Annotated in this window: 14 protein-coding genes; 4 read left to right on the top strand and 10 right to left on the bottom strand. The window is 57.7% G+C overall.

The window, feature by feature from the left end; all coding sequences use genetic code 11:
• Positions 1-127: 127 nt before the first annotated feature.
• Together ABYM29_RS09805 and ABYM29_RS09810 are read left to right on the top strand one after the other, a co-directional pair.
• On the top strand, positions 128-2,113 hold the full coding sequence (locus ABYM29_RS09805) for an acetyl-CoA carboxylase biotin carboxylase subunit (RefSeq protein ID WP_372864554.1): 1,986 nt from the start codon (positions 128-130) through the stop codon (positions 2,111-2,113).
• Positions 2,110-3,003, top strand: a complete 894-nt coding sequence (locus ABYM29_RS09810) for a hydroxymethylglutaryl-CoA lyase (protein ID WP_372864555.1) — start codon at positions 2,110-2,112, stop codon at positions 3,001-3,003. Before ABYM29_RS09805 ends, ABYM29_RS09810 begins: the two co-directional genes overlap by 4 nt.
• A 12-nt stretch (positions 3,004-3,015) precedes the next feature.
• Here ABYM29_RS09810 and ABYM29_RS09815 read toward each other — a convergent pair whose 3' ends face one another.
• Both ABYM29_RS09815 and ABYM29_RS09820 read right to left on the bottom strand, forming a co-directional pair.
• Positions 3,016-4,482 carry a sigma-54-dependent transcriptional regulator gene (locus tag ABYM29_RS09815; protein ID WP_372864556.1) on the bottom strand — a complete coding sequence of 489 codons (1,467 nt, stop codon included), beginning with the start codon at positions 4,480-4,482 and terminating at the stop codon, positions 3,016-3,018.
• The gene (locus ABYM29_RS09820; protein ID WP_372864557.1) at positions 4,479-5,216 is read right to left on the bottom strand and encodes a response regulator; all 738 of its coding nucleotides are present in this window, start codon (positions 5,214-5,216) and stop codon (positions 4,479-4,481) included. The genes ABYM29_RS09815 and ABYM29_RS09820 overlap by 4 nt, the downstream gene beginning before the upstream one ends.
• A gap of 313 nt (positions 5,217-5,529) precedes the next feature.
• On the opposite strand from ABYM29_RS09820, the gene ABYM29_RS09825 reads away from it, so the two are divergent.
• Positions 5,530-8,196 carry a response regulator gene (locus tag ABYM29_RS09825; protein ID WP_372864558.1) on the top strand — a complete coding sequence of 889 codons (2,667 nt, stop codon included), beginning with the start codon at positions 5,530-5,532 and terminating at the stop codon, positions 8,194-8,196.
• On the opposite strand, the gene ABYM29_RS09830 is transcribed toward ABYM29_RS09825, so the two are convergent.
• Positions 8,175-9,038, bottom strand: coding sequence for an EAL domain-containing protein (locus ABYM29_RS09830; protein ID WP_372864559.1), 864 nt, complete (start codon positions 9,036-9,038; stop codon positions 8,175-8,177). The genes ABYM29_RS09825 and ABYM29_RS09830 overlap by 22 nt on opposite strands.
• A 167-nt stretch (positions 9,039-9,205) precedes the next feature.
• Positions 9,206-11,656 carry an ATP-binding protein gene (locus ABYM29_RS09835; protein WP_372864560.1) on the bottom strand — a complete coding sequence of 817 codons (2,451 nt, stop codon included), beginning with the start codon at positions 11,654-11,656 and terminating at the stop codon, positions 9,206-9,208.
• Positions 11,657-11,911: 255 nt separating this feature from the next.
• Between ABYM29_RS09835 and ABYM29_RS09840 the strand changes: the two genes are divergently transcribed.
• A complete protein-coding gene (locus ABYM29_RS09840) occupies positions 11,912-13,114 on the top strand; it encodes a WecB/TagA/CpsF family glycosyltransferase (protein WP_372864561.1) in 1,203 nt (400 codons plus the stop codon).
• Positions 13,115-13,121: 7 nt separating this feature from the next.
• Here ABYM29_RS09840 and ABYM29_RS09845 read toward each other — a convergent pair whose 3' ends face one another.
• The 6 genes from ABYM29_RS09845 to ccoP form a co-directional block, all read right to left on the bottom strand.
• Positions 13,122-13,829, bottom strand: coding sequence for a sulfite exporter TauE/SafE family protein (locus ABYM29_RS09845; protein WP_372864562.1), 708 nt, complete (start codon positions 13,827-13,829; stop codon positions 13,122-13,124).
• The gene (gene ccoS, locus ABYM29_RS09850; protein ID WP_372864563.1) at positions 13,816-14,001 is read right to left on the bottom strand and encodes a cbb3-type cytochrome oxidase assembly protein CcoS; all 186 of its coding nucleotides are present in this window, start codon (positions 13,999-14,001) and stop codon (positions 13,816-13,818) included. Before ccoS ends, ABYM29_RS09845 begins: the two co-directional genes overlap by 14 nt.
• Positions 13,994-16,453, bottom strand: a complete 2,460-nt coding sequence (locus tag ABYM29_RS09855; RefSeq protein ID WP_372864564.1) for a heavy metal translocating P-type ATPase — start codon at positions 16,451-16,453, stop codon at positions 13,994-13,996. Before ABYM29_RS09855 ends, ccoS begins: the two co-directional genes overlap by 8 nt.
• Positions 16,443-16,946 (bottom strand): FixH family protein, encoded by a 504-nt coding sequence (locus ABYM29_RS09860; RefSeq protein ID WP_372864565.1) that lies wholly within the window; start codon positions 16,944-16,946, stop codon positions 16,443-16,445. The genes ABYM29_RS09855 and ABYM29_RS09860 overlap by 11 nt, the downstream gene beginning before the upstream one ends.
• A gap of 10 nt (positions 16,947-16,956) precedes the next feature.
• Positions 16,957-18,399 carry a cytochrome c oxidase accessory protein CcoG gene (gene ccoG / locus ABYM29_RS09865; RefSeq protein WP_372864566.1) on the bottom strand — a complete coding sequence of 481 codons (1,443 nt, stop codon included), beginning with the start codon at positions 18,397-18,399 and terminating at the stop codon, positions 16,957-16,959.
• A gap of 6 nt (positions 18,400-18,405) precedes the next feature.
• The coding region (gene ccoP / locus ABYM29_RS09870) for a cytochrome-c oxidase, cbb3-type subunit III (protein WP_372864567.1) at positions 18,406-19,239 on the bottom strand (834 nt) is incomplete at its 5' end.

The following is a 19,239-nucleotide window of genomic DNA, read 5'->3' on the forward strand; positions in this document are numbered from 1 at the left end:
CTCGACAGCGCGCTGGTGCAAGACAGCTGCCAGCGCATTGCCGATATCCGCGTATCCCCTGAAGGCCAGGAGGGCCTCTCGGCTTTTCTGGAAAAACGTCTGCCGGCCTGGCACAGCGGAGAACCCCATGTTCAGTAAAATTCTCATTGCCAACCGCGGTGAAATCGCCTGCCGCATTATCGCCACCGCCAAACGCCTGGGTATCGCCACCGTGGCCGTCTACAGCGACGCCGATCGCGACGCCAAACACCTTAGCCTGGCAGATGAGGCCTATCATATCGGCCCGGCCCCGGCGGCGGAGTCCTACCTCTGCGGCGATAAAATTCTTCAGGTGGCGGCCGAAAGTGGCGCCCAAGCGATCCACCCCGGCTACGGCTTTCTGTCCGAAAACGCCGATTTTTGCCGCGCCTGCGAGGCTGCCGGAGTGGTATTTATCGGCCCGCCAGTCGCGGCCATCGAAGCCATGGGCTCCAAGTCAGCCGCCAAGGCCATTATGAGCGAGGCCGCCGTTCCCCTGCTGCCCGGCTACCACGGCGACGATCAGCACGATGAACTGCTCAAGCGCTCCGCCGGCGACATCGGCTACCCGGTGCTGCTTAAAGCCAGCGCCGGTGGCGGCGGCAAAGGCATGCGTATTGTCTGGAGCGAGGGCGAATTCGACCAGGCACTGGCCGCCACCCGCAGAGAAGCCAAAAACGCCTTTGGCGACGACAAAATGCTGGTAGAAAAATACCTGACTGGGCCTCGCCACGTCGAAATTCAGGTGTTCTGCGACAATCACGGCAACGCGGTCCACCTGTTCGAACGCGACTGCTCGCTGCAGCGGCGCCACCAAAAGGTCATCGAAGAAGCCCCCGCCCCCGGCATGCCCGAAAGCCTGCGCGCCGCCATGGGCGAGGCCGCGGTGCAAGCCGCTAAAGCCATTGGCTACAGCGGCGCCGGCACCGTCGAGTTTTTGCTCAATAGCGACAACAGCTTCTACTTCATGGAGATGAACACCCGCCTGCAGGTGGAACACCCCGTCACGGAGATGATCAGCGGTCAGGACCTGGTGGAGTGGCAGCTGCGGGTCGCCAGCGGCGGCATTTTGCCGCGCAGCCAAGAGGAGTTGAAGATTCGCGGCCACGCCTTTGAGGCGCGGCTGTACGCTGAAGACACCGACAAGCAATTTTTGCCGCAAACCGGCCGGCTGGACTACCTTAAATTCCCGGCTCAAAACCGGCATGTGCGCGTCGATTCCGGCGTTTGCAGCGGCGACACTATCAGCATGTATTACGATCCGATGATCGCCAAACTGATCGTCTGGGACGAGGACCGCGAGCGCGCGTTAAAACGCCTGCAGCTGGCACTGCGCCAGTGTTATATCGATGGTCTGACCACCAATAGCCAATTTCTGCTGGCGCTGGCCAGCCACCCGGAATTTGTCGCCGCCAATTTCGATACCGGCTTTATTGAACAACATTACGGCGACATGCAGCAGCGCGCCGAACAGAGCCTAGCGGCAGAAACAAACCACCGCTGCGCCCTGGCGGCCCTGCACTACTTGCTCAGCGAACAAGGTCAGCACGCGCCGGCCAGCGGCCCCTGGCAAACCGACAGCTGGCGGCTGAACCTTACCGCCGAGCGCCTGCTGTCGCTGGACATTGACCAACAGCGCTGCGACATCCGCGTTCAAGCGCTGGACCGCGGCTGGCAGCTACACATTGATGACCAGCCTTTTCGCGTCGATGGCACACTGGACGGAGCGCAGCTGTTTGCCGAAATTAACGGCCGGCGCAGTCGCCTGCACTACGCGGCCCACGCCGACCGCGTTGCACTGTTTACAGAAAATGGCGCGCCCCTGCACTATCAGCCCCATCGCTACCACAGCGCCAGCGATGAGCAGCACGGCGGCCTCGTCGCGCCGATGAATGGCCGTATTGTCAGCCTGCTGGTAAAACCCGGCCAGACCGTCGCGAAGGGCGAGGTACTGATGATTATGGAAGCGATGAAAATGGAGCACAGCGTCACTGCCCCCGCCGACGGCCAAGTAGAGCACTTCCACTTTACCGAGGGCGAATTAGTCGAGGGCGGCGCCAACCTGCTGGACTTTGCCGAGGAGCCATCAGCGTGATCCCCAAACAGGTAAAAATCGTTGAAGTCGGCCCCCGCGACGGCCTGCAAAATGAAGCGCAGACCATTGCCCTTGCCGACAAAGTCCAGCTTATCGCCCTGCTCGCCAAGGCTGGGCTGAAAAATATCGAAGCGGGCAGTTTCGTCAATCCCAAATGGGTGCCGCAAATGGCCAACAGCGAGGCGGTGTTCGCGGCCCTGCCCGACGACGGTATTTGCTACAGCGCCCTCACCCCAAACGTAAAAGGTCTGGAGCGAGCTCTGGCGGCCGGCGTCCAAGAAGTCGCCGTGTTTGCCGCCGCCTCGGAAGGCTTTTCTCAAAAAAACATCAACTGCAGCATTGCCGAAAGCCTTCAGCGTTTTGAAGGGGTCATGACCATGGCCAAGGCGGTCGGCATCAGGGTGCGCGGCTATGTGTCCTGTGTTATCGCCTGCCCCTACGACGGCGACACCGCCCCCGACCGCGTCCTCGACGTCAGTAGAGCCATGCTGGATATGGGCTGCTATGAAATTTCGCTGGGCGACACCACCGGGGTCGGCACCCCGGCATCGATCAACCGTCTGCTGGACTGCTTGCTCACAGAGCTGCCCGCCGAACAACTCGCCGTCCACTGCCACGACACCTACGGCCAGGCTATTGCCAATATTTATGCTGCCCTGCAACGCGGGATTGCCACCATCGACAGTTCAGTGGCGGGCCTAGGAGGCTGCCCTTATGCCAGCGGCGCCTCCGGCAATGTCGCCAGCGAAGATTTGATTTACCTATTGAACGGCCTGGGAATAGAGCACGGCGTCGATCTCAACAAATTAATTGTCGCCGGCAACTTTATTTCCAAGCAGCTCGGTCGCAACAACCTATCTCGAGTCGCCCGGGCGCTCACTGTCGCCTAGAGACTGCGGCGCCTAGCTGGCGCCGTTTTCCCAGCCCTTTATCTTCCGGTAAATCGTCGACGCACTGACACCCAGGCAGGCTGCAGCCAAGGGGATATTGCCACTGCACTGATCAATAGCCGATTCGATAGCCTCCTTTTCAACCTCCCAGAGCGGGCGAATACCCTGGGCGCCGCTACTGGCGCTACTCACCGGATTCACACCATTGCTGCGCGACGTCGTACGCGGTGATGACGAACGCCCCACCAGCGGCGACTGCGACTCGGTCAACGCCGCCACCATGTCGCGACTGACTTGTTCGCCGTCGTTGATGACGACAATGTTTTCGATGACGTTCTGCAACTCACGTATATTGCCCGGCCAATCGTATTGATTGATCAAGGCCTCTGCATCGGCAGTGAACCCCTTAAACTGCTTGCCATTGCTGCGGCTCTTTTCCGCCAAAAAGTGCTTGGCCAGTAGCAAAAGATCGTCGCCACGATTGCGCAGCGGCGGCAATTGCACAGGAATCACATTCAGGCGGTAGAATAAATCCTCGCGAAAACGCCCCTCACCGACTTCGCGAGCCGGGTCGCGGTTAGTCGCGCAAACAATACGAATATCACTGTTTAACAGCTTGCTGCCGCCAACCCGGCTGAAGGTGCCGGTCTGCAAAAAACGCAGCAACTTTGCCTGCAGACTCAGATCCATTTCGCAAATTTCATCGAGAAAGAGGGTGCCGCCATCCGCCTGTTCGGCTGCACCCTTACGCTGATTTACCGCGCCGCTAAACGCGCCCTTTTCATGACCAAAAATCTCCGACTCAAACAACTCTGCAGGAATCGCCGCGCAATTGATCGCCACAAAAGGGCCGCCTGAGCGGGCACTAGTACTGTGCAGCGCCTGGGCGCACACTTCTTTACCTGTACCACTTTCACCGGTCACAAACACACTGGCCTTACTGCGCGCCGCACTGTTAAGCAGGCGAAACACGGTTGCCATTTCGACCGACTCGCCGACAAAGTGCTGGTCGACCGATGTGCTCGGCGCTGACGCCGCCGCCTCGACTTGCTTCACCGCGCTGGGTGATTCCGGGCTTGCCGGCAACTGGCTATCGGCCGCCAATTGCTCACTGGCAGCGTGTAACGACGCCAGCAAACGATCTTTAGAAAAGGGTTTTTCAATAAAATCGAAGCCCCCCAACCGCATTGCATCTACCGCCACATCGATCGAGCTGTTAGCCGTCACAATCACCACTGGCAACGCCGGTGAACGCTCACGGGCAAAGCGCATCACTTCTAAGCCGCTGATGTCCGGCAGGCAAACATCCTGCAGCATAATATCGGGCAGTTCGTCCTTAATCGCCAACAGCGCGCTGTGGCCATCGACAAAGTGCTTGGTGCGATATCCCGCTTGTTCGAGGTAACCACAGTACAAGGCGCCACTGGACAGGCTGTCCTCTACCACATAGACAAGTTGTTGATTTTCGGGCTGACTCATTGTGTATTACCTCCGGCGACCGCGAGTCGCGCTGTAGCGGCACGAACCGCCTGTTCACAGTGTTCGAGTAGTGGCTGCGCCATAGACATATCGCCACGCTCACCCTGCTCGTTGATGTTGCTGGCAAGCTCGGCCAGCGCCTCGGCGCCATACAGCGCCGCAGAATTCTTTAAAATATGTGCCACTGCCAGCAGCTCCTCCTCATCACTGCTGGCCTGGGCACTGCGCAGGCGGCTGGTCAACTGCTGCAGTTCCTCCACAAACAAACCCAGCAGGCGCGACGCCGCCGCGTTGCCCAGATCGCTAAACAGCTGTTCCAGCACCGCCGACTCTTCGCTATTCTCGACCACCGCCGGAACCTCCAGCAGTATATCGAGTTGCTCCGCCGTCACCGGCTTGGCGATGCAATCGTCAAAGCCCGCCGCACGCATTGTCGCCAAAACCTCCGGCGACGACTCGCCACTCAGGGCAATAATCCGCGCCTGTTGATTGGGCCCCGGCTCGGCGCGCAGCGCCGCCACCACTTGCGACCCCCGCAGCCCGGGCATATGCTCGTCGAGCAGCAGCAGGTCAAAAGCTTGCCGATAAGCCTGCTCCACCGCCTCCTCACCGTCGGCAGCCGTGGTCACCACGTGATTACGCTTGCACAACATCGCTTTCACCGCCAACAGGCCCGGAAGGCTGTCATCGGCAAGTAAAATACATTTGCTTGGCGCGTTTATCTGTTCGCTCATATGCACATCCATCGAGGGCCGGGCCGCCAGGCAGCCAGTAACACGGCGCGACAAAAAATATTTCTGCCGCCTCGCCTTTAGCGTTGCAAAATCCAAACCAAAATAGTGGGAAAATTTTATTGTTCTAATTCAATGAGTTAAAAAAATCGCACAAAGAAAAGCAACACCTTATACGCACAGCTTAGGTGTCGCCTTGCATTTTGCAAATCAAACTGCATTTTTTCTTTTCCCGCATACGCGGGCATTCACCGTCTACATTGACCTAGATGCCGGCATAGAAAATACTGCAGACTATGCCAACAGGAGACGGAGCATGGACACAGCAGTGAGCGGACCCGGCCTACTACTCGATACCTACTTAACGATTAACCAGCAGGGCTTTATCGAGCAGATGGAACAGGCCGAAGCCAGCCAGTGGCCCGAACTGGGCCAACGCCAAAGCGGCGACCATATCCATACCCTGTTTCCCGAGCTATTGCCGCGTATTCAGCGCGAACTGCCCCAGCAAGGTGCGGACTCAGGCCCCTGTTGCTTTATTGAGCCCCTGGGCGAGCAACTGGTGATTATCAATGTCACCAAAGCGGATGATCGCACTAAGGGCTACGCCCTCAGAGTCTATCCAGACAGTATCGGCCTGGGCCGTGTTCACCGGCGTCAGCGGCACTTGGAGCTCATCTCACAATCGCTTTACGAGTCCAGCCTCGATGCCATTATCACTATCGACGGCGACGGGATAATCCGCGAATTTGGCAGTTCCGCCGAGGCTCTGTTCGGCTACCGTCGCGAGGAAGTCGCGGGGGAAAACGTCGCGGATATCATTATTCCGCCCGATCTCCGCCAGGCCCACCACACTGGCATGGCCCACTTCCATGCCAGCGGCGAAGGGCCGGTACTCAACAACCGCGTCGAAGTCAGAGCCATGCGCCGCGACGGCAGTATCTTCCCCTGCGAACTCACTGTGGTGCCCTCGGCACCATTTAATAATGAAATTTTCTTTACTGCGACGGTGCGCGATATCTCCGAACGCCACGCCCGCGAAGCCGCCTTGCAAAAAGCCCGAGAAATCGCCGAGGCCAGTAATAAGGCAAAAACCCAATTTCTGGCGCACATGAGCCACGAAATCCGCTCGCCAATGAACGCCGTTCTCGGCTGTATGGACCTACTGCTGGACTCGGGTATCAATGCCGAACAGCAGTCGCTAGTCGAAACCTCGCTGGGCGCCGGTAGCGGCTTGCTGGGCATCATCGACGACATTCTCGATTTCTCTAAAATAGAGGCCGGCGAGTTTAAGGCCCATATTGGCGAGCTGCAGCTCGCCGAACTCTGCGAGCAAGTCGCCGACGTGATTGCCGTGCGTGCCAGTAACAAAGACATCGATATCGCCGCAGTGATCGATCCAGCCATTCCAAACACCGTGCTCTCCGATGTCAGCTTTATCCGCCGCATCCTTACCAACTTGCTGGATAACGCCGTTAAATTTACCCACAGTGGCGGCGTCAGCCTGTGCGCCACCCTCGGCACAGTGGAAGAAGGTGACCAGCACATCGACATTATTTTCGAGGTCCGCGATAGCGGTATTGGCATTGCCGAAGATAAACAACAGCTGCTGTTTCGCGAGTTCAGCCAAGTCGATAGCAGCGATACCACCGATTACGGCGGCACCGGCCTGGGCCTAGCAATATGCAAACGCCTGATCGAGCAACTGGACGGCCATATCCATCTGCACAGCCGCGAGGGCGAGGGCTGCCTGTTCCGTATCGTGCTGCCCTTTGCCTTGCCCAAGCCAATCAGCTCGCAAACACAGCCCCTAGCCGGCGGCCCACTGGCGGTGGTCAGCAGTAACCCCTCGTTTATTCAAGCCATCCGTCGGCAGGCTGAGCTCTGGGCTTGGCCCTGCCACTGTGTGGCACGCATCGACGAATTACCGGAAGCTGAAGCCGCGCTGTATATCATCGATATCAGTCAGGCGCTGGCGGCCCCACAAGTCCTGGCAAGGCAGTGCCGCGAGCGCGGCCTGAACAACGACCGCATTGTGCTCTACGCATCCGCGTTTTCCACCGACAGTGTTCTCAGCGCCACCTCGGTGGGCTTTAGCCATATCATGCACCGTCCCCTTAAACCGTCATCGCTGTTGGCCTTCACCTCGCAGGGCAATCGCGCAGGCAAAGCCTCCCATGCGGGGCTAGCACCGGCAGCTCATAGCGAGCCCAGCCGCGACGTTAAGTTACTGCTGGCCGAGGACAACAAAGCCAACCAGTTAGTCGCAAAAACCATGTTGGAACGCGCCGGCTATCAGCTCGACATTGTCGACAACGGGCGCCTTGCCGTCGAGGCCGCCGCGACCGGCGACTACAGTCTGATTCTCATGGATTTACGTATGCCCGATTTAGATGGCATCGAGGCCTGCAAACGCATTCGGGCAATGGGGGAGCCAGCAGCAGCAATTCCGATTATCGCCATGACCGCCAACGCCTTTGAAAGCGATGTAGAGCGTTGCTTAAACGCTGGCATGAACGATTTTATCGCCAAGCCGGTAGACCGCCAGCGCCTGCTAAGCAGCTTGCAAAAATGGCTTAATGACCAGGACACTGCGCCGCAGGATGAGCCCCTCAGCGAAAGCGCCGACAGTGCGGCGGTGATGGACATGGCGATCGCCCAGCAGTTACTGGACGACACCTCAACAGAAGCGGTTATCACCATTATGACGATGGTGCTCGATGAGCTGGCTAAATTATCGAATAGCCTGGCGGCGCTGGATGGCAGTACCAATAGCGTTTCGGCCTTGCGCGAGGTTGCCCATGCCAGTAAGAGTAGCGCCGGTTACTGTGGCGCGGTGCAGTTACAAAACTTTTGTCAGCAACTGGAATTAGCCTGCGAACTGCTCGACCACAATCAGCTGCAAGCCCTACAAAAAATCGCAGGGCAGCGCATTGGCGACGCGCGCACCGCGATTACCAACTACATTGCCGACTTAGCGTGAAATGAGGTAGCACCAAACTTCTCCATACTTTCTTCAAAACTGACCGGGCGACCAAGCAGGAAGCCCTGGGCGCTGTCGCAGCCCAGCTGACCGAGAATGGCCATCTGCACATCGTTCTCAATCCCTTCGGCAACAATGTATAGGCCGAGCCGCTGAGCCATGGCGATGATCGCCGAGCAAATCGTAAAATCACTGTCGCAGCGGTGCAGGCCATCGACAAAACTGCGGTCGATTTTCAGGCCGTCGATATTAAATTCTCGCAGCAGGTTCAATGACGCAAAACCGGTGCCAAAGTCATCTAACCAAATCTGTGCGCCTTCGCGTTGAAAGGCCTTAAACGTGCGCATCGCCATCTTGGCATTGCGAATCAATGCGGTTTCGGTCAGCTCCAGTTTCAGGGCACTGGCAGGCAGCTCCAGCTCCACCAGCATCAACATAATGCGTTCAAACACATCGCCTTCACTGAACTGGGCTGGCGACAGGTTCACCGACATATAGATATCGTCGAGGCCGCGCTGACGAAACTGCGCCAAATCTTTAAGCGCCTGCCTGAAAGTCCAGTTACCGATTTCAATAATATTGCCGTTCTCCTCGGCATGGGGGATAAATTCCGCCGGCGAGATAACGCCAAATTTTGGTGAATGACAGCGAATCAAGGCCTCAAAACCCAGCAGCTTTCCCGAAGCCATGGCAAATTGCGGCTGGTAAACCATGGAAAAATGATCGCCGGCCAGTGCGTCACTAATAACCTCGTCGAGGTAATTGGCACCTTGTCCGGCATTTTCCGCTGAGTGGTCCTGAGTCTTTACTGTGTCGACAAGATCTAAGTCTAGAATAGCCATGTGCTTCTCCGCTGAATAGGCTGCTGTTAAGGCAGTATTCGCAAAGAACGGGCCAACACGTTAAAAACTCAAGCCGCTGTTTTATGAGCGTTTTTTCTTAAGCACTCACCCAACAAACGCCGACAAACAAGACGCATTGCAAATTGCGATGCCGTTTACTACGCCATTTAGGAAAGCAGCTGAGGCCGTAACTCGGCACATTTTAACAGCGCCGCCAACAACGCCACCTTTTCCACCGGCTTGCCCAGCTCAACATCCACCGGCAGCGACAACGAGGCACGGCCGCTGCGCAGCGCAATGGTCTGGGGTGACTGCGGCTGGGCATGGATTACCGCCAAGTGCGCGGCGCCGACAGCGGCCGACGGGCAGTCAAATACGACGATGTCGTAATGTCGGCGCGCCATGGCCGCGGCCAGCGCCTCGGGGTCAGCCACCACCTCCAGCTCATAGCCACTGCCTTTCAACATCGCCTCAAAGACCACGCGACTGGGCAAACTGGGCTCTAGCAGCAGCAGCTGCAATGGCCGCCAGCCCCGCTCGCTCGGCAGTAACGGCCGCCCACTCTGGGCTTTTGGCAGAGGTAAGGTCAGTGTAAAACGCGACCCCAGCCCCGGCTCACTGTCGGCGTGAATTTGACCGCCCATTTTCTCGACAATGCGCTTGCAGATCGCCAAACCCAGGCCCGTGCCACTGTGACTGCGCACTGAGCTGCTGTCCGCCTGCGCAAAGGGTTCAAACAACTGCGCGGCGTCTGCGGCGTCAAAGCCAATGCCCTGATCGCTCACTTCTATGGCGATCACCATCGTATCGTCGCGATTTTCCACGCAGCGGGCGCGTAGTACTATTTCGCCGGCATCACTAAATTTCACCGCATTGCCCAACAGATTAAGCACCACCTGACGCAAGCGACCGGCATCGCCCAGCAGCGATGCCTGCAATTCATCAGCGATATCACAGCGCAGCGTCAGCGACTTCTGTTCAGCATTGGCACGCATAATATCCACCGCCGCATGCAGCGTATCGCTGGGGACAAACGGACTATTTTCCAACTCCAGCTTGCCCGCTTCCATCTTACTGATGTCGAGAATCTCATTGAGAATGCTCAACAAGTGCTTAGCCGAACCGTGAGCGGTTTCGATAAAATGACGCTGCTCCCCGCTCAACGCCGGGTCGTCAGCCAACAGATCAAGCAGTCCTAGAATCGCATTCAAGGGCGTGCGCAACTCGTGACTGACCGTCGCCAAGAAATCACTTTTAGCGCGATTGGCGGCCTCGGCGCGCATTTTTTCATCGGTGAGCTGCAACTCTTTTTGCTTTAATTCAGAAATGTCGCGATAGAAGGCCACAAAACCGCCATCACTCATCGCGCTTTCCGTCACATAAAGCCAGCGGCCGTCAGACAGTTGCCGCTCGCTAAACGACACACCACTTTCGCGACGCCGCAACTGCTGCTCAACAAAATTCTTGGCCTCGGCCTCGCTGCCAAAGCGGTATTGCCCCAGCTCTATGCCCTTGCGCAATAACTCTGCGTAGGTATTACCCAGACCGACATGGGCGCTCACCGAGCGAAACTGGCTGCGCAGCTGCTCGTTCATAACAACTAAGGTGCCCTCGCTATCGTAGATGGCAAAGCCGTCTGGCAGCGCCTCGATGGCATCGCGAAAACGCTCCTCACTGCGACTGAGGGCCGCAGTGGCTCGACCAACAGCCAGTCGCAAGCTGTGCGGCAAACGGAGCAGCCAAAAAGTAAAGGCGGCGACGGCAAAACACGCCAGTAACCACAGTACGCGGTTGCGCACTTTCCCCGGCCAGCTCTCCGCCCAGCCATTGAGAGGTATGCTGCCCATTTCCCAACTGCCGGCGGGCAGCTGGATGGCACTGGTCACCACATCGCTGTCAAATAACTCGGCACGGCCATAGAAGGTCTCTCCGGCCCGACCCAAGGCATCAGCGCCGCGCACCGCCACTTGGTGGTCCTGTGCAAAGCGATCGAGACCCACCTCGACAACCAGCTCTTCCATATCGAGAAGAATGGTGCCAAAGCCCCAAAATGCATTCTCCTGATTATCACTGGGCAGAAAAATTGGCAGGCGACCAATCAGTGCGGTGCCCCCCTGAATCAAATTGACAGGCCCCGCTAACCAGATACTGCGCGAAGCAATCGCCAGATTTGCGGCTCGCCGCCGCTCGGCGTCGGCAAACAGGTCGTGGCCAATCGCGGCGCGATTTCCCTCGACCGGCCAAACGTACTTCACCACCCCCTGGGGCGCCAACTGCAGACTGCGGATGGAACGGATATTCGTGCCCAGCTCCACGGCGAACTGCTGAAAAATATGTTCATTGATCGTGGGTTCTGCATGGACCAGGGCATTGAGGCTCTGGACAAGGTATAGCTTGGCATTGAGAGCCGATTCCACCCTGGCCCGCAGGATGGAAATTTCCCTCAGCATTTTCGCCAACTCGCCAGCGCGAACACTTTCCGCCTGCTGTTTTTCCACAACCCAGCCGCCGCCCAGCAACAGCAGGAATACCAACAGGGCACCGAGGCCTGCGCCACTGCGGGAGCTCAATCGGTTTAGCCAATCCTGGCGACTATTTTCAACAGCTGTGTCCTGCAAACCCTGTCCACCTTTTTGCCAATAGTCTGCATTAAGACAGCTAGCGCGGAGTCGGGTCAATACTCCGCAGCCGCAATAGCACTGGCACCACAACTTGCCTTGCATTTTGCAAAGCAGCCTGCCTTAGCCCGCCCCCAAAAAAACAAACATTGTTATACAAAACAGCACCTTACAAAAACAAAACTGCTGGCACAGGCCTTGCGATAGCTCTGCCAAGAGCATTTGTGCTCACCAGACACCCAGAGGGCCACCACAATGAATCACCGCACTGCTATTAACTATATCGAGCGTTTAGTCGCCGCCATCAGCCTGCTATTTGTAAGCCCCCTACTGGCCCTACACGCGCTGAAACAAAGGGCTGGCGGCAAGCCGGTGCTACAAACTGAAGACATGATTCACGCCAATGGAAAAATCTTCAAGGCCTACACCTTGAGCGACCGCGCGACGCTGTCGCGGGCACCGCTGCTGTGGAATACCCTACGCGGCGATATCGCCTTGGTTGGCACGCGCCTGCGCGCTAGCAACAGCCCCCTGGCTCAACAAGAGTGCTATCAGCCCGGGATGTTTTCTTTATTTGAGCTGCGCCGAATCTCCGGTTTGGACTTTATTGACGAACAACAATGCAATGCCGAGTTTGCCGCCAATAACGGCCTGCGCCAGCGCGCCGCGATTATCATCAAGTCACTGCTCGCCGGCAGTCTGTATCGCAACAACGCACCGTTGCGCGACTGCGAGTCATTCCAAATCTTCGGGGTGCGGATTGATAACTTCAGCATGGATAAAACCTTAGCATCTGTAGCCCGCGACATCTTCAACGATGCCGGCACCAGCTATTTGTTCGCCAATACCCACACGCTGAACCAAGCCTACGGCGACGCCAATTATCGCCGCACCCTGAACAACGCCGATTATCTGTTACCCGATGGCAGCGGCATCGAAATCGCCTGTCGCCGCAGCGGTGTGCAGCGCAAGGGCAATATCAATGGGACCGACATGCTGCCGCTGCTCTGCGGGCAAATGGCCCGCAAAAACCAGCGCCTGTTCATGCTCGGTGGCGAAGCCGGCATTGCGGAAAAAGCGATGAAAAATATGCAGGCGCGCGTTCCTTCATTGATCTCTGCAGGCTGCGCAGATGGCTTCTTCGACAAGACCGATTGCAGCGACATCATTGCACGTATCAACCGCAGCGGCGCCGATGTCTTACTGGTTGGCCTGGGCCAGCCCCTGCAAGAGCAGTGGCTGGCCGCGCACCGCGATCAAATCGATATTCCCGTAGCCATGGCAGTAGGCGGGCTGTTCGATTTTTACGCCGACAAAGTGTCCCGCGCGCCGCTGTGGTTACGCGAGTTGGGCATGGAGTGGGTGTGGCGCCTGAAGGAAGAACCCAGCCGGATGTGGAAACGCTATATTGTCGGCAACCCGCTGTTCCTCTTGCGCCTGCGTCGCCACTTCAACTGAGCGCCCGTTAATGGTGATGGTAGCGATGGCTTACACCACCTGGCCCATCACCGTGGCCCGCAAAAACAATAAACAGTGAATACGATGCCCATGCGATCATCGCCACGGCGACCACACTGCGCAGCCCTGAGCTGCGCAACTTACTCAGCGCGCTGCGTTGGGCCACCCCCACCGCCAACATCGACGGCAGTGTGCCAAGCCCAAACAACAGCATCAACCACGCTGACTCCGAGCTCCCCCCCTGCACACTGGCCCAAGCGAGACTGCTATAGATCAAGCCACAGGGCAAAAATCCCCACAGACCACCCAGCGCCAATGCCTTAGACCAATGGTCCGCCGGCAGTAAGCGGCGTACCAGCGGTTGCACATAGCGCCACAACGGGGCCACGGCGCTATCGATCAGGCCCACGCGGCGCCACCAACCGGCTAATTTCAGCGCAATCATAATCAGCAACAGATTAGCGAATACTCGCAAGCCGCTAGCCATCACCAAGAATTCACTACCCAACAGCCCCACTAAGCCGCCAGCCAGTGCGCCAATAAGTGTATAACTCGCCAAACGGCCGCCCTGAAAACCCAGTGCCAGCGGCGCCGAACGACCACGCGACGATACGCCGCCCAGCGCGCTGATCGGCCCACACATACCCAGGCAATGAGGGCTGCCCATCAAACCCAGCATCAGCGCTGCCGCGCCATTAAAGTTAGTTAGCTCCACTGTCGGGGATATCCTGCTTTATCGCTGTTTGATCTGTGTCATCGTAGAGAATTCGCCTTGCCTCGCGCTCTAGATCATCAAACTGATGGTGGTTCACCGCCCACAAAAACAGCGCGCAAAACGCCGCAAAAAACAGCAGCGCTATCGGCAACAAAATGTACAAACTAGCCATGCTGCCACCTCGGCTCACCGGCACTGAGCAGTACTGGTGGGGTTACAGCTAGAGGTTGCCGATCGAGGCGCAAAGCGTTTATCACCACCACCAGGGAACTCAGCGACATGCCAATCGCCGCCAGCCACGGCGGCACCAAACCCAACGCCGCCGCCGGCAGGGCACAGCCGTTGTACAGCAGTGCCCAGACGATATTCTGGCGTAACACCCGGCGCATCTTCGCCGCCACCACAAACACTGTACTGAGCAGTGATAGCTGATCGTTAAGCAGCAACACATCTGCGCAGGAATTCGTCAGATCACTGGCGCCCGCCATGGCCACCGACACATCTGCGGCGGCCATTACTGGAGCATCATTGACGCCATCTCCGACCATCATTACCACGGCACCGCTCTGCTGAAGCTGGCGAATTCGCTGCAGTTTATCCCCAGCGCTGCAGCTGGCCCGATAGTCATCAAAGCCCATATCCGCCGCCAGCCTCGCCACCTCCGCAGAGACGTCGCCGCTAAGTAATAGCGTGCGAATGCCGCGACGGCGAAACTCCGCAACACTGGCCTGGGCATCGCAGCGCAGGCTGTCTTGCAACACAAAGCGACCGATGAGCTGCTCACCCTCACTCAGGTATACCGTCATTTGTTCTTCGCTACAGCGACTCCGGGCAGCGTTCACCGCGCAAAACTCCCGCCGTCCTATCCGGTAATGACGGCCATCGATATCACCGCTTACACCCTGCCCCGCTTTTATCTCCTGCCGACAAACAGTTCGCGCATCAATGGCATAACCGGCGCGACGCAAAGCGTCTTCGGTAAACGCTCGCGCGATAGGGTGCGGCGACCCGGATTCCAGGGCCGCAGCGAGGCTAAGCAGTTCACGGTCGCTGTAGCCCGACTGCGACTCCACACGCAGCAACTGCGGGCGCCCCTCAGTGAGGGTGCCTGTCTTGTCAAAAATAACGTGACTGATACTGGCTAACGACTCCAGCACCGCTGCATTGGCAACCAGCACGCCGCGCCGCCGCAGCGCACTCACCGCGGCGGCGTAACTACTGGGCGTCGCCAACGACAGCGCACAGGGACAACTGACCACTAACACCGCCAGCGCCGTCAAAAACGCACTGTGCCCCGACTGCAGTGTCCAGTAAGCGTAAGCGGCGACGCTGCAGCACAACACCAGGGCAGTGAAATGACCGCTTATGCGGTCCGCCAACTCGCTTGTCGCCGGCTTGGCACCTCGCGCGCGGTCGAGCAGCTTGTCGATCTGTGACAAGCGGCACTGCTGTGAAGCCCTGCTCACGCGCAGTCGCAGGCTGCCATCAATATTGTGGCAACCCGCCAACACCGCATCGCCTACCGCAATATCGCGCGGCATAAACTCGCCACTAAAAACACTGTCTTCGACGCTGCTGCTGCCAGCAACAACCTGACCATCGGCCGGCACCACCTCGCCGGGTTGAACAATCAACTCATCACCCTCGCGCAACGACGGCAAAGCCAGCCACTCAATACTGCCATCAGCCACGCACTTTCGGGCGGTCATTGGCAGTAACGGCCGCATGGCCGCCTCGCGGCGCATTTGCAGCGCACCCTGTACATAGCGACTGAGCAACAGGAAAAAGCTGAACATACTGACGGTATCGAAATACACATGCCCCGTCCCACTTAAGGTCGCGCGGACACTGGCGCCATAGGCCGCCAACAACGCCAACGACACCGGCACATCCATCCCCAATCTGCCGCCGCGAATGCTGCGCCATGCACCTTTAAAAAAAGGCTGTGACGAATAAAAAATGACCGGCGTCGCCAGCGCTAAACTATACCAGCGCAGCAATTGTCGACTGTCGCTATCAATGCCCTGAAAATCTCCGGCGTACAGCGCAATCGCCACCATTAGCAATTGCATCATCGCCACGCCAGCCACACCCAAGCGACGCAGCAAAGCCCGGCGCTGCGCATTCAGCTGCTGCCAATGCCCCTGTGCCGACCAGGCTTGTGCGCAGTAGCCCAGCTGATTGATGGCCGCAAACAGCGTACTCAACTGACATTGACCCAGCTGCCAATCGATAGTCACCACGCCGCGCTGCAAATTAACGTGTACAGCCATGACCCCCGGCAGCTCCCCAAGACGGGCTTCTATCAACCACGCGCAAGCCGCGCAGTGCATATCAGCGATGCTCAGCTGACTTCGCCAACCGCCGTCAATCGCGTGAGAAAATTGCTGATAAACTGCCGGAACGTCATATTGTGCAAAATCATCTCGGCTATCGCCGGGCCGCTCGGCGTGCTGCTCGCGCATAAGATAGTAGTCACCCAAGCCCGATGCGACGATACATTCGCTAACCGCCAGGCAGGCCGGGCAGCACAGCCGCTGCTCCCGGCCGTCGATCAGCAAACGATAGTCAGCACCGCGCGGCAGTGGCTCACCGCAGTGATAGCAGCCGGACTCAATCAACACGGCGACTGCTCAGCGTGTGTTGCGACTGCTGTCGAAAATCGACCTCGCCCTTTAATCGCCAGACATGCTGATCCTCGCTCGCTAGACTCCGCAAAGTGGTATACCAACGGCCACTAAGCTGGTCGTCGGTGTCGACGCTGTAGCCCGCGTCATTGCGGCCTAGAACAAAGTGCCGGTCAAGCTCGCGCCTAGTGGGATGTTGCAACAGCAGCTGCAAGTGATCGGGGCGCGGTGCTAGCGCCCCCAATAACACCACGCGAATACGCCCGCCGTGCTCGACATGCAAGGTGGCAACGAGTCGCTGAGCAGCGGCGCGACGATCCTCAGAAAGTCGCCGATTAATCGCCAAGCCCTGCTTATAATAATCGTCGGCCACCAGATTATCGGCGTAACGCCAGGAGATGCCCACGGTGCCGACTCCGGCCACCACCACCGCTGCCGGCAAGCTGATTAAAAACCACGGCCAGAATTGTCGGTACCAGGGAATCTCCATTGCGCTATCCTCACTGCGGCGGTGGGCCAAAAAAACTGCTCTGCACATTGGCGACATTACGATCGTCATCTAACTGTCGAATGCTAAACAATAACGGTGTCCGCGCAGCGCTAAGCGCGCTGGCGTGGACCTGCAGAGTTAACTGCCAATCAAGCAGTTCACCCGCCTGCAAGCTAATCACTTGATCGCGGAACTCACGCAGTGGTAGCGAAGTTTTCACCGACAAAACATACTGGTGCTGGCGCTGAGTCTTATTGGCAACTTTAACGGTGTAGCGATTTTCGATAAGCCCATTATCAAGCGTCACAAATAGCGCCTGACGATCGCGTAACACGCTGAGCTCAATCACCTCGCGGTGAGAAATACCGTAACTAAACACCGCCAACATCACGCCTAACATTGCCATATAGCCGATAAGCCGCGGGCGAAAAATTCGCACGACCTGACCGCGCAAACTGTTTTCTGTGGCATAGCGAATCAGTCCGCGTGGATAGCGCATTTTTTCCATCACTGAATTGCAGGCATCGACGCACAAGGCGCAACCAATGCATTCATATTGCAGGCCGTCGCGAATATCGATACCAGTGGGGCAAACCTGCACACATAGCTGGCAGTCCACGCAGTCACCCAGGCCAAGCTGAGCCCCACGCCTGCGCCCTCCCCTCGGCTCACCGCGTTTGGCGTCATAACTTATAATTAGCGTATCCGAGTCAAACATTGCCGATTGGAAGCGGGCATAGGGACACATGTACAAACATACCTGCTCGCGCATCCAGCCCGCATTGATATACGTTGCCAGCGTAAAAAAGGCGATCCAAAACATTGCCCAGGGACTGACTGACCAGTCAAAGGCAGCGGTAAGTAACTGCCGAATCGGCGTAAAATAGCCGACAAAGGTCACCGCAGTAAGCAAGGCAAAACCCAGCCATAGCGTGTGCTTCGCCGCTTTCTTACGCAACTTGCGCATTGACCACGGCTCGCAATCGAGCTTGATACGCTGATTGCGCGTACCCTCTGTCTTCTGTTCCAACCACATAAAAATACTGGTCCACACCGTCTGCGGGCAGCTGTAACCGCACCACACCCGGCCGGCCAAATTCGTGACCGCAAATAACGCAAAGGCAGCAATAATCAGCAACCACGCTAAAAGCGTCATATCTTGCGGCCAGAACGTCAGTCCCAGCACATGAAACTGCCGGGCGGGCAGGTCAAATAACAGCGATTGCCGGCCCTCCCAATTAAGCCAAGGCAGCAGTAAAAAACCCAGTAACAGTGGCCAGCCGGTGAACAGACGAATACGCTGATAAAAACCCTCAATGGCACGGGTGTAGATCTTCTCGCGCCGTTGATACAAATCCATTTCGGCGACTTCCGCCGGCACCGCAATCTCTACCGCGAGATTCTCCGGCGCCGCAGCGCCCTGCTCTCCGCCTATCTGTCCCGGCTTAGCCATCGCAGGTTAAGGCTCCTCGCCAGCCAGCTGAAAGACATAAGCAGTGAGCAAATGAATTTTCTCTGGACTGAGACTGTCGGCGTGAGCGGGCATTTTACCGGAGCGGCCATTGGCGATGCTGTGAATAATTTTTCCCGCATCACCGCCGTATAACCAAATATCGTCATTAAGGCGCGGCGCTCCCAAGACGGCATTACCCTCACCGCTGGCGCCGTGGCAGCCGGCGCAGAGCATGGCGAACTTTTGCTGGGCAGGCCGGTCCTGTTCGGCAGGCGCAAAGTTGGCGTTCCCCAAACTCAGTACATAAGCCGCCATTTCGGCTACACCGCTGTCGCCCAGCAGCGATTGCCACGCGGGCATGACGCCGCTGCGACCGCTGTGAATCGATTGGGCAATTTGCTCAGCACTGCCGCCATACAGCCAGTCGCTGTCGCGCAAATTGGGAAAGCCGTAACTGCCGCGCGCGTCATTGCCGTGGCAAATCGCACAGTTATTGGCGAATACTCGCCGGGCAATACGCATCGCCTTCGGGTCGCCGGCCAACTCAACAACACTGGCCCGCATAAACTCGCTATACAGTGCATCATTGCGCTGCTGCGCCGCCGCCACGTCGCCCTGCCACTGATTTACCGAACTCCAATTCAGCAAACCGGGAAAATTCCCCATACCGGGAAAAGCCAGCAAGTATCCAGCGCCAAACACCATGGTCAACACAAACATTTTTATCCACCATGCCGGCATTGGCTTGTCGTACTCTTCAATGCCGTCGTAGATATGCCCTGTCGTCGCGCCCTCTTCCGGCTTGTTAATCTTGCGGTTACTCAGCAGCAGCCAGGCCAG

Source organism: Spongiibacter sp. (assembly GCF_041602295.1).
GTDB lineage: Bacteria > Pseudomonadota > Gammaproteobacteria > Pseudomonadales > Spongiibacteraceae > Spongiibacter.

Coding starts and splice junctions, on each gene's coding strand:
- ABYM29_RS09805 (WP_372864554.1), top strand. CDS start 128: ATGTTCAGTAAAATTCTCATTGCCAACCGCGGTGAAATCGCCTGCCGC.
- ABYM29_RS09815 (WP_372864556.1), bottom strand. CDS start 4,482: ATGAGTCAGCCCGAAAATCAACAACTTGTCTATGTGGTAGAGGACAGC.
- ABYM29_RS09820 (WP_372864557.1), bottom strand. CDS start 5,216: ATGAGCGAACAGATAAACGCGCCAAGCAAATGTATTTTACTTGCCGAT.
- ABYM29_RS09825 (WP_372864558.1), top strand. CDS start 5,530: ATGGACACAGCAGTGAGCGGACCCGGCCTACTACTCGATACCTACTTA.
- ABYM29_RS09830 (WP_372864559.1), bottom strand. CDS start 9,038: ATGGCTATTCTAGACTTAGATCTTGTCGACACAGTAAAGACTCAGGAC.
- ABYM29_RS09840 (WP_372864561.1), top strand. CDS start 11,912: ATGAATCACCGCACTGCTATTAACTATATCGAGCGTTTAGTCGCCGCC.
- ccoS (WP_372864563.1), bottom strand. CDS start 14,001: ATGGCTAGTTTGTACATTTTGTTGCCGATAGCGCTGCTGTTTTTTGCG.
- ABYM29_RS09860 (WP_372864565.1), bottom strand. CDS start 16,946: ATGGAGATTCCCTGGTACCGACAATTCTGGCCGTGGTTTTTAATCAGC.
- ccoG (WP_372864566.1), bottom strand. CDS start 18,399: ATGGCTAAGCCGGGACAGATAGGCGGAGAGCAGGGCGCTGCGGCGCCG.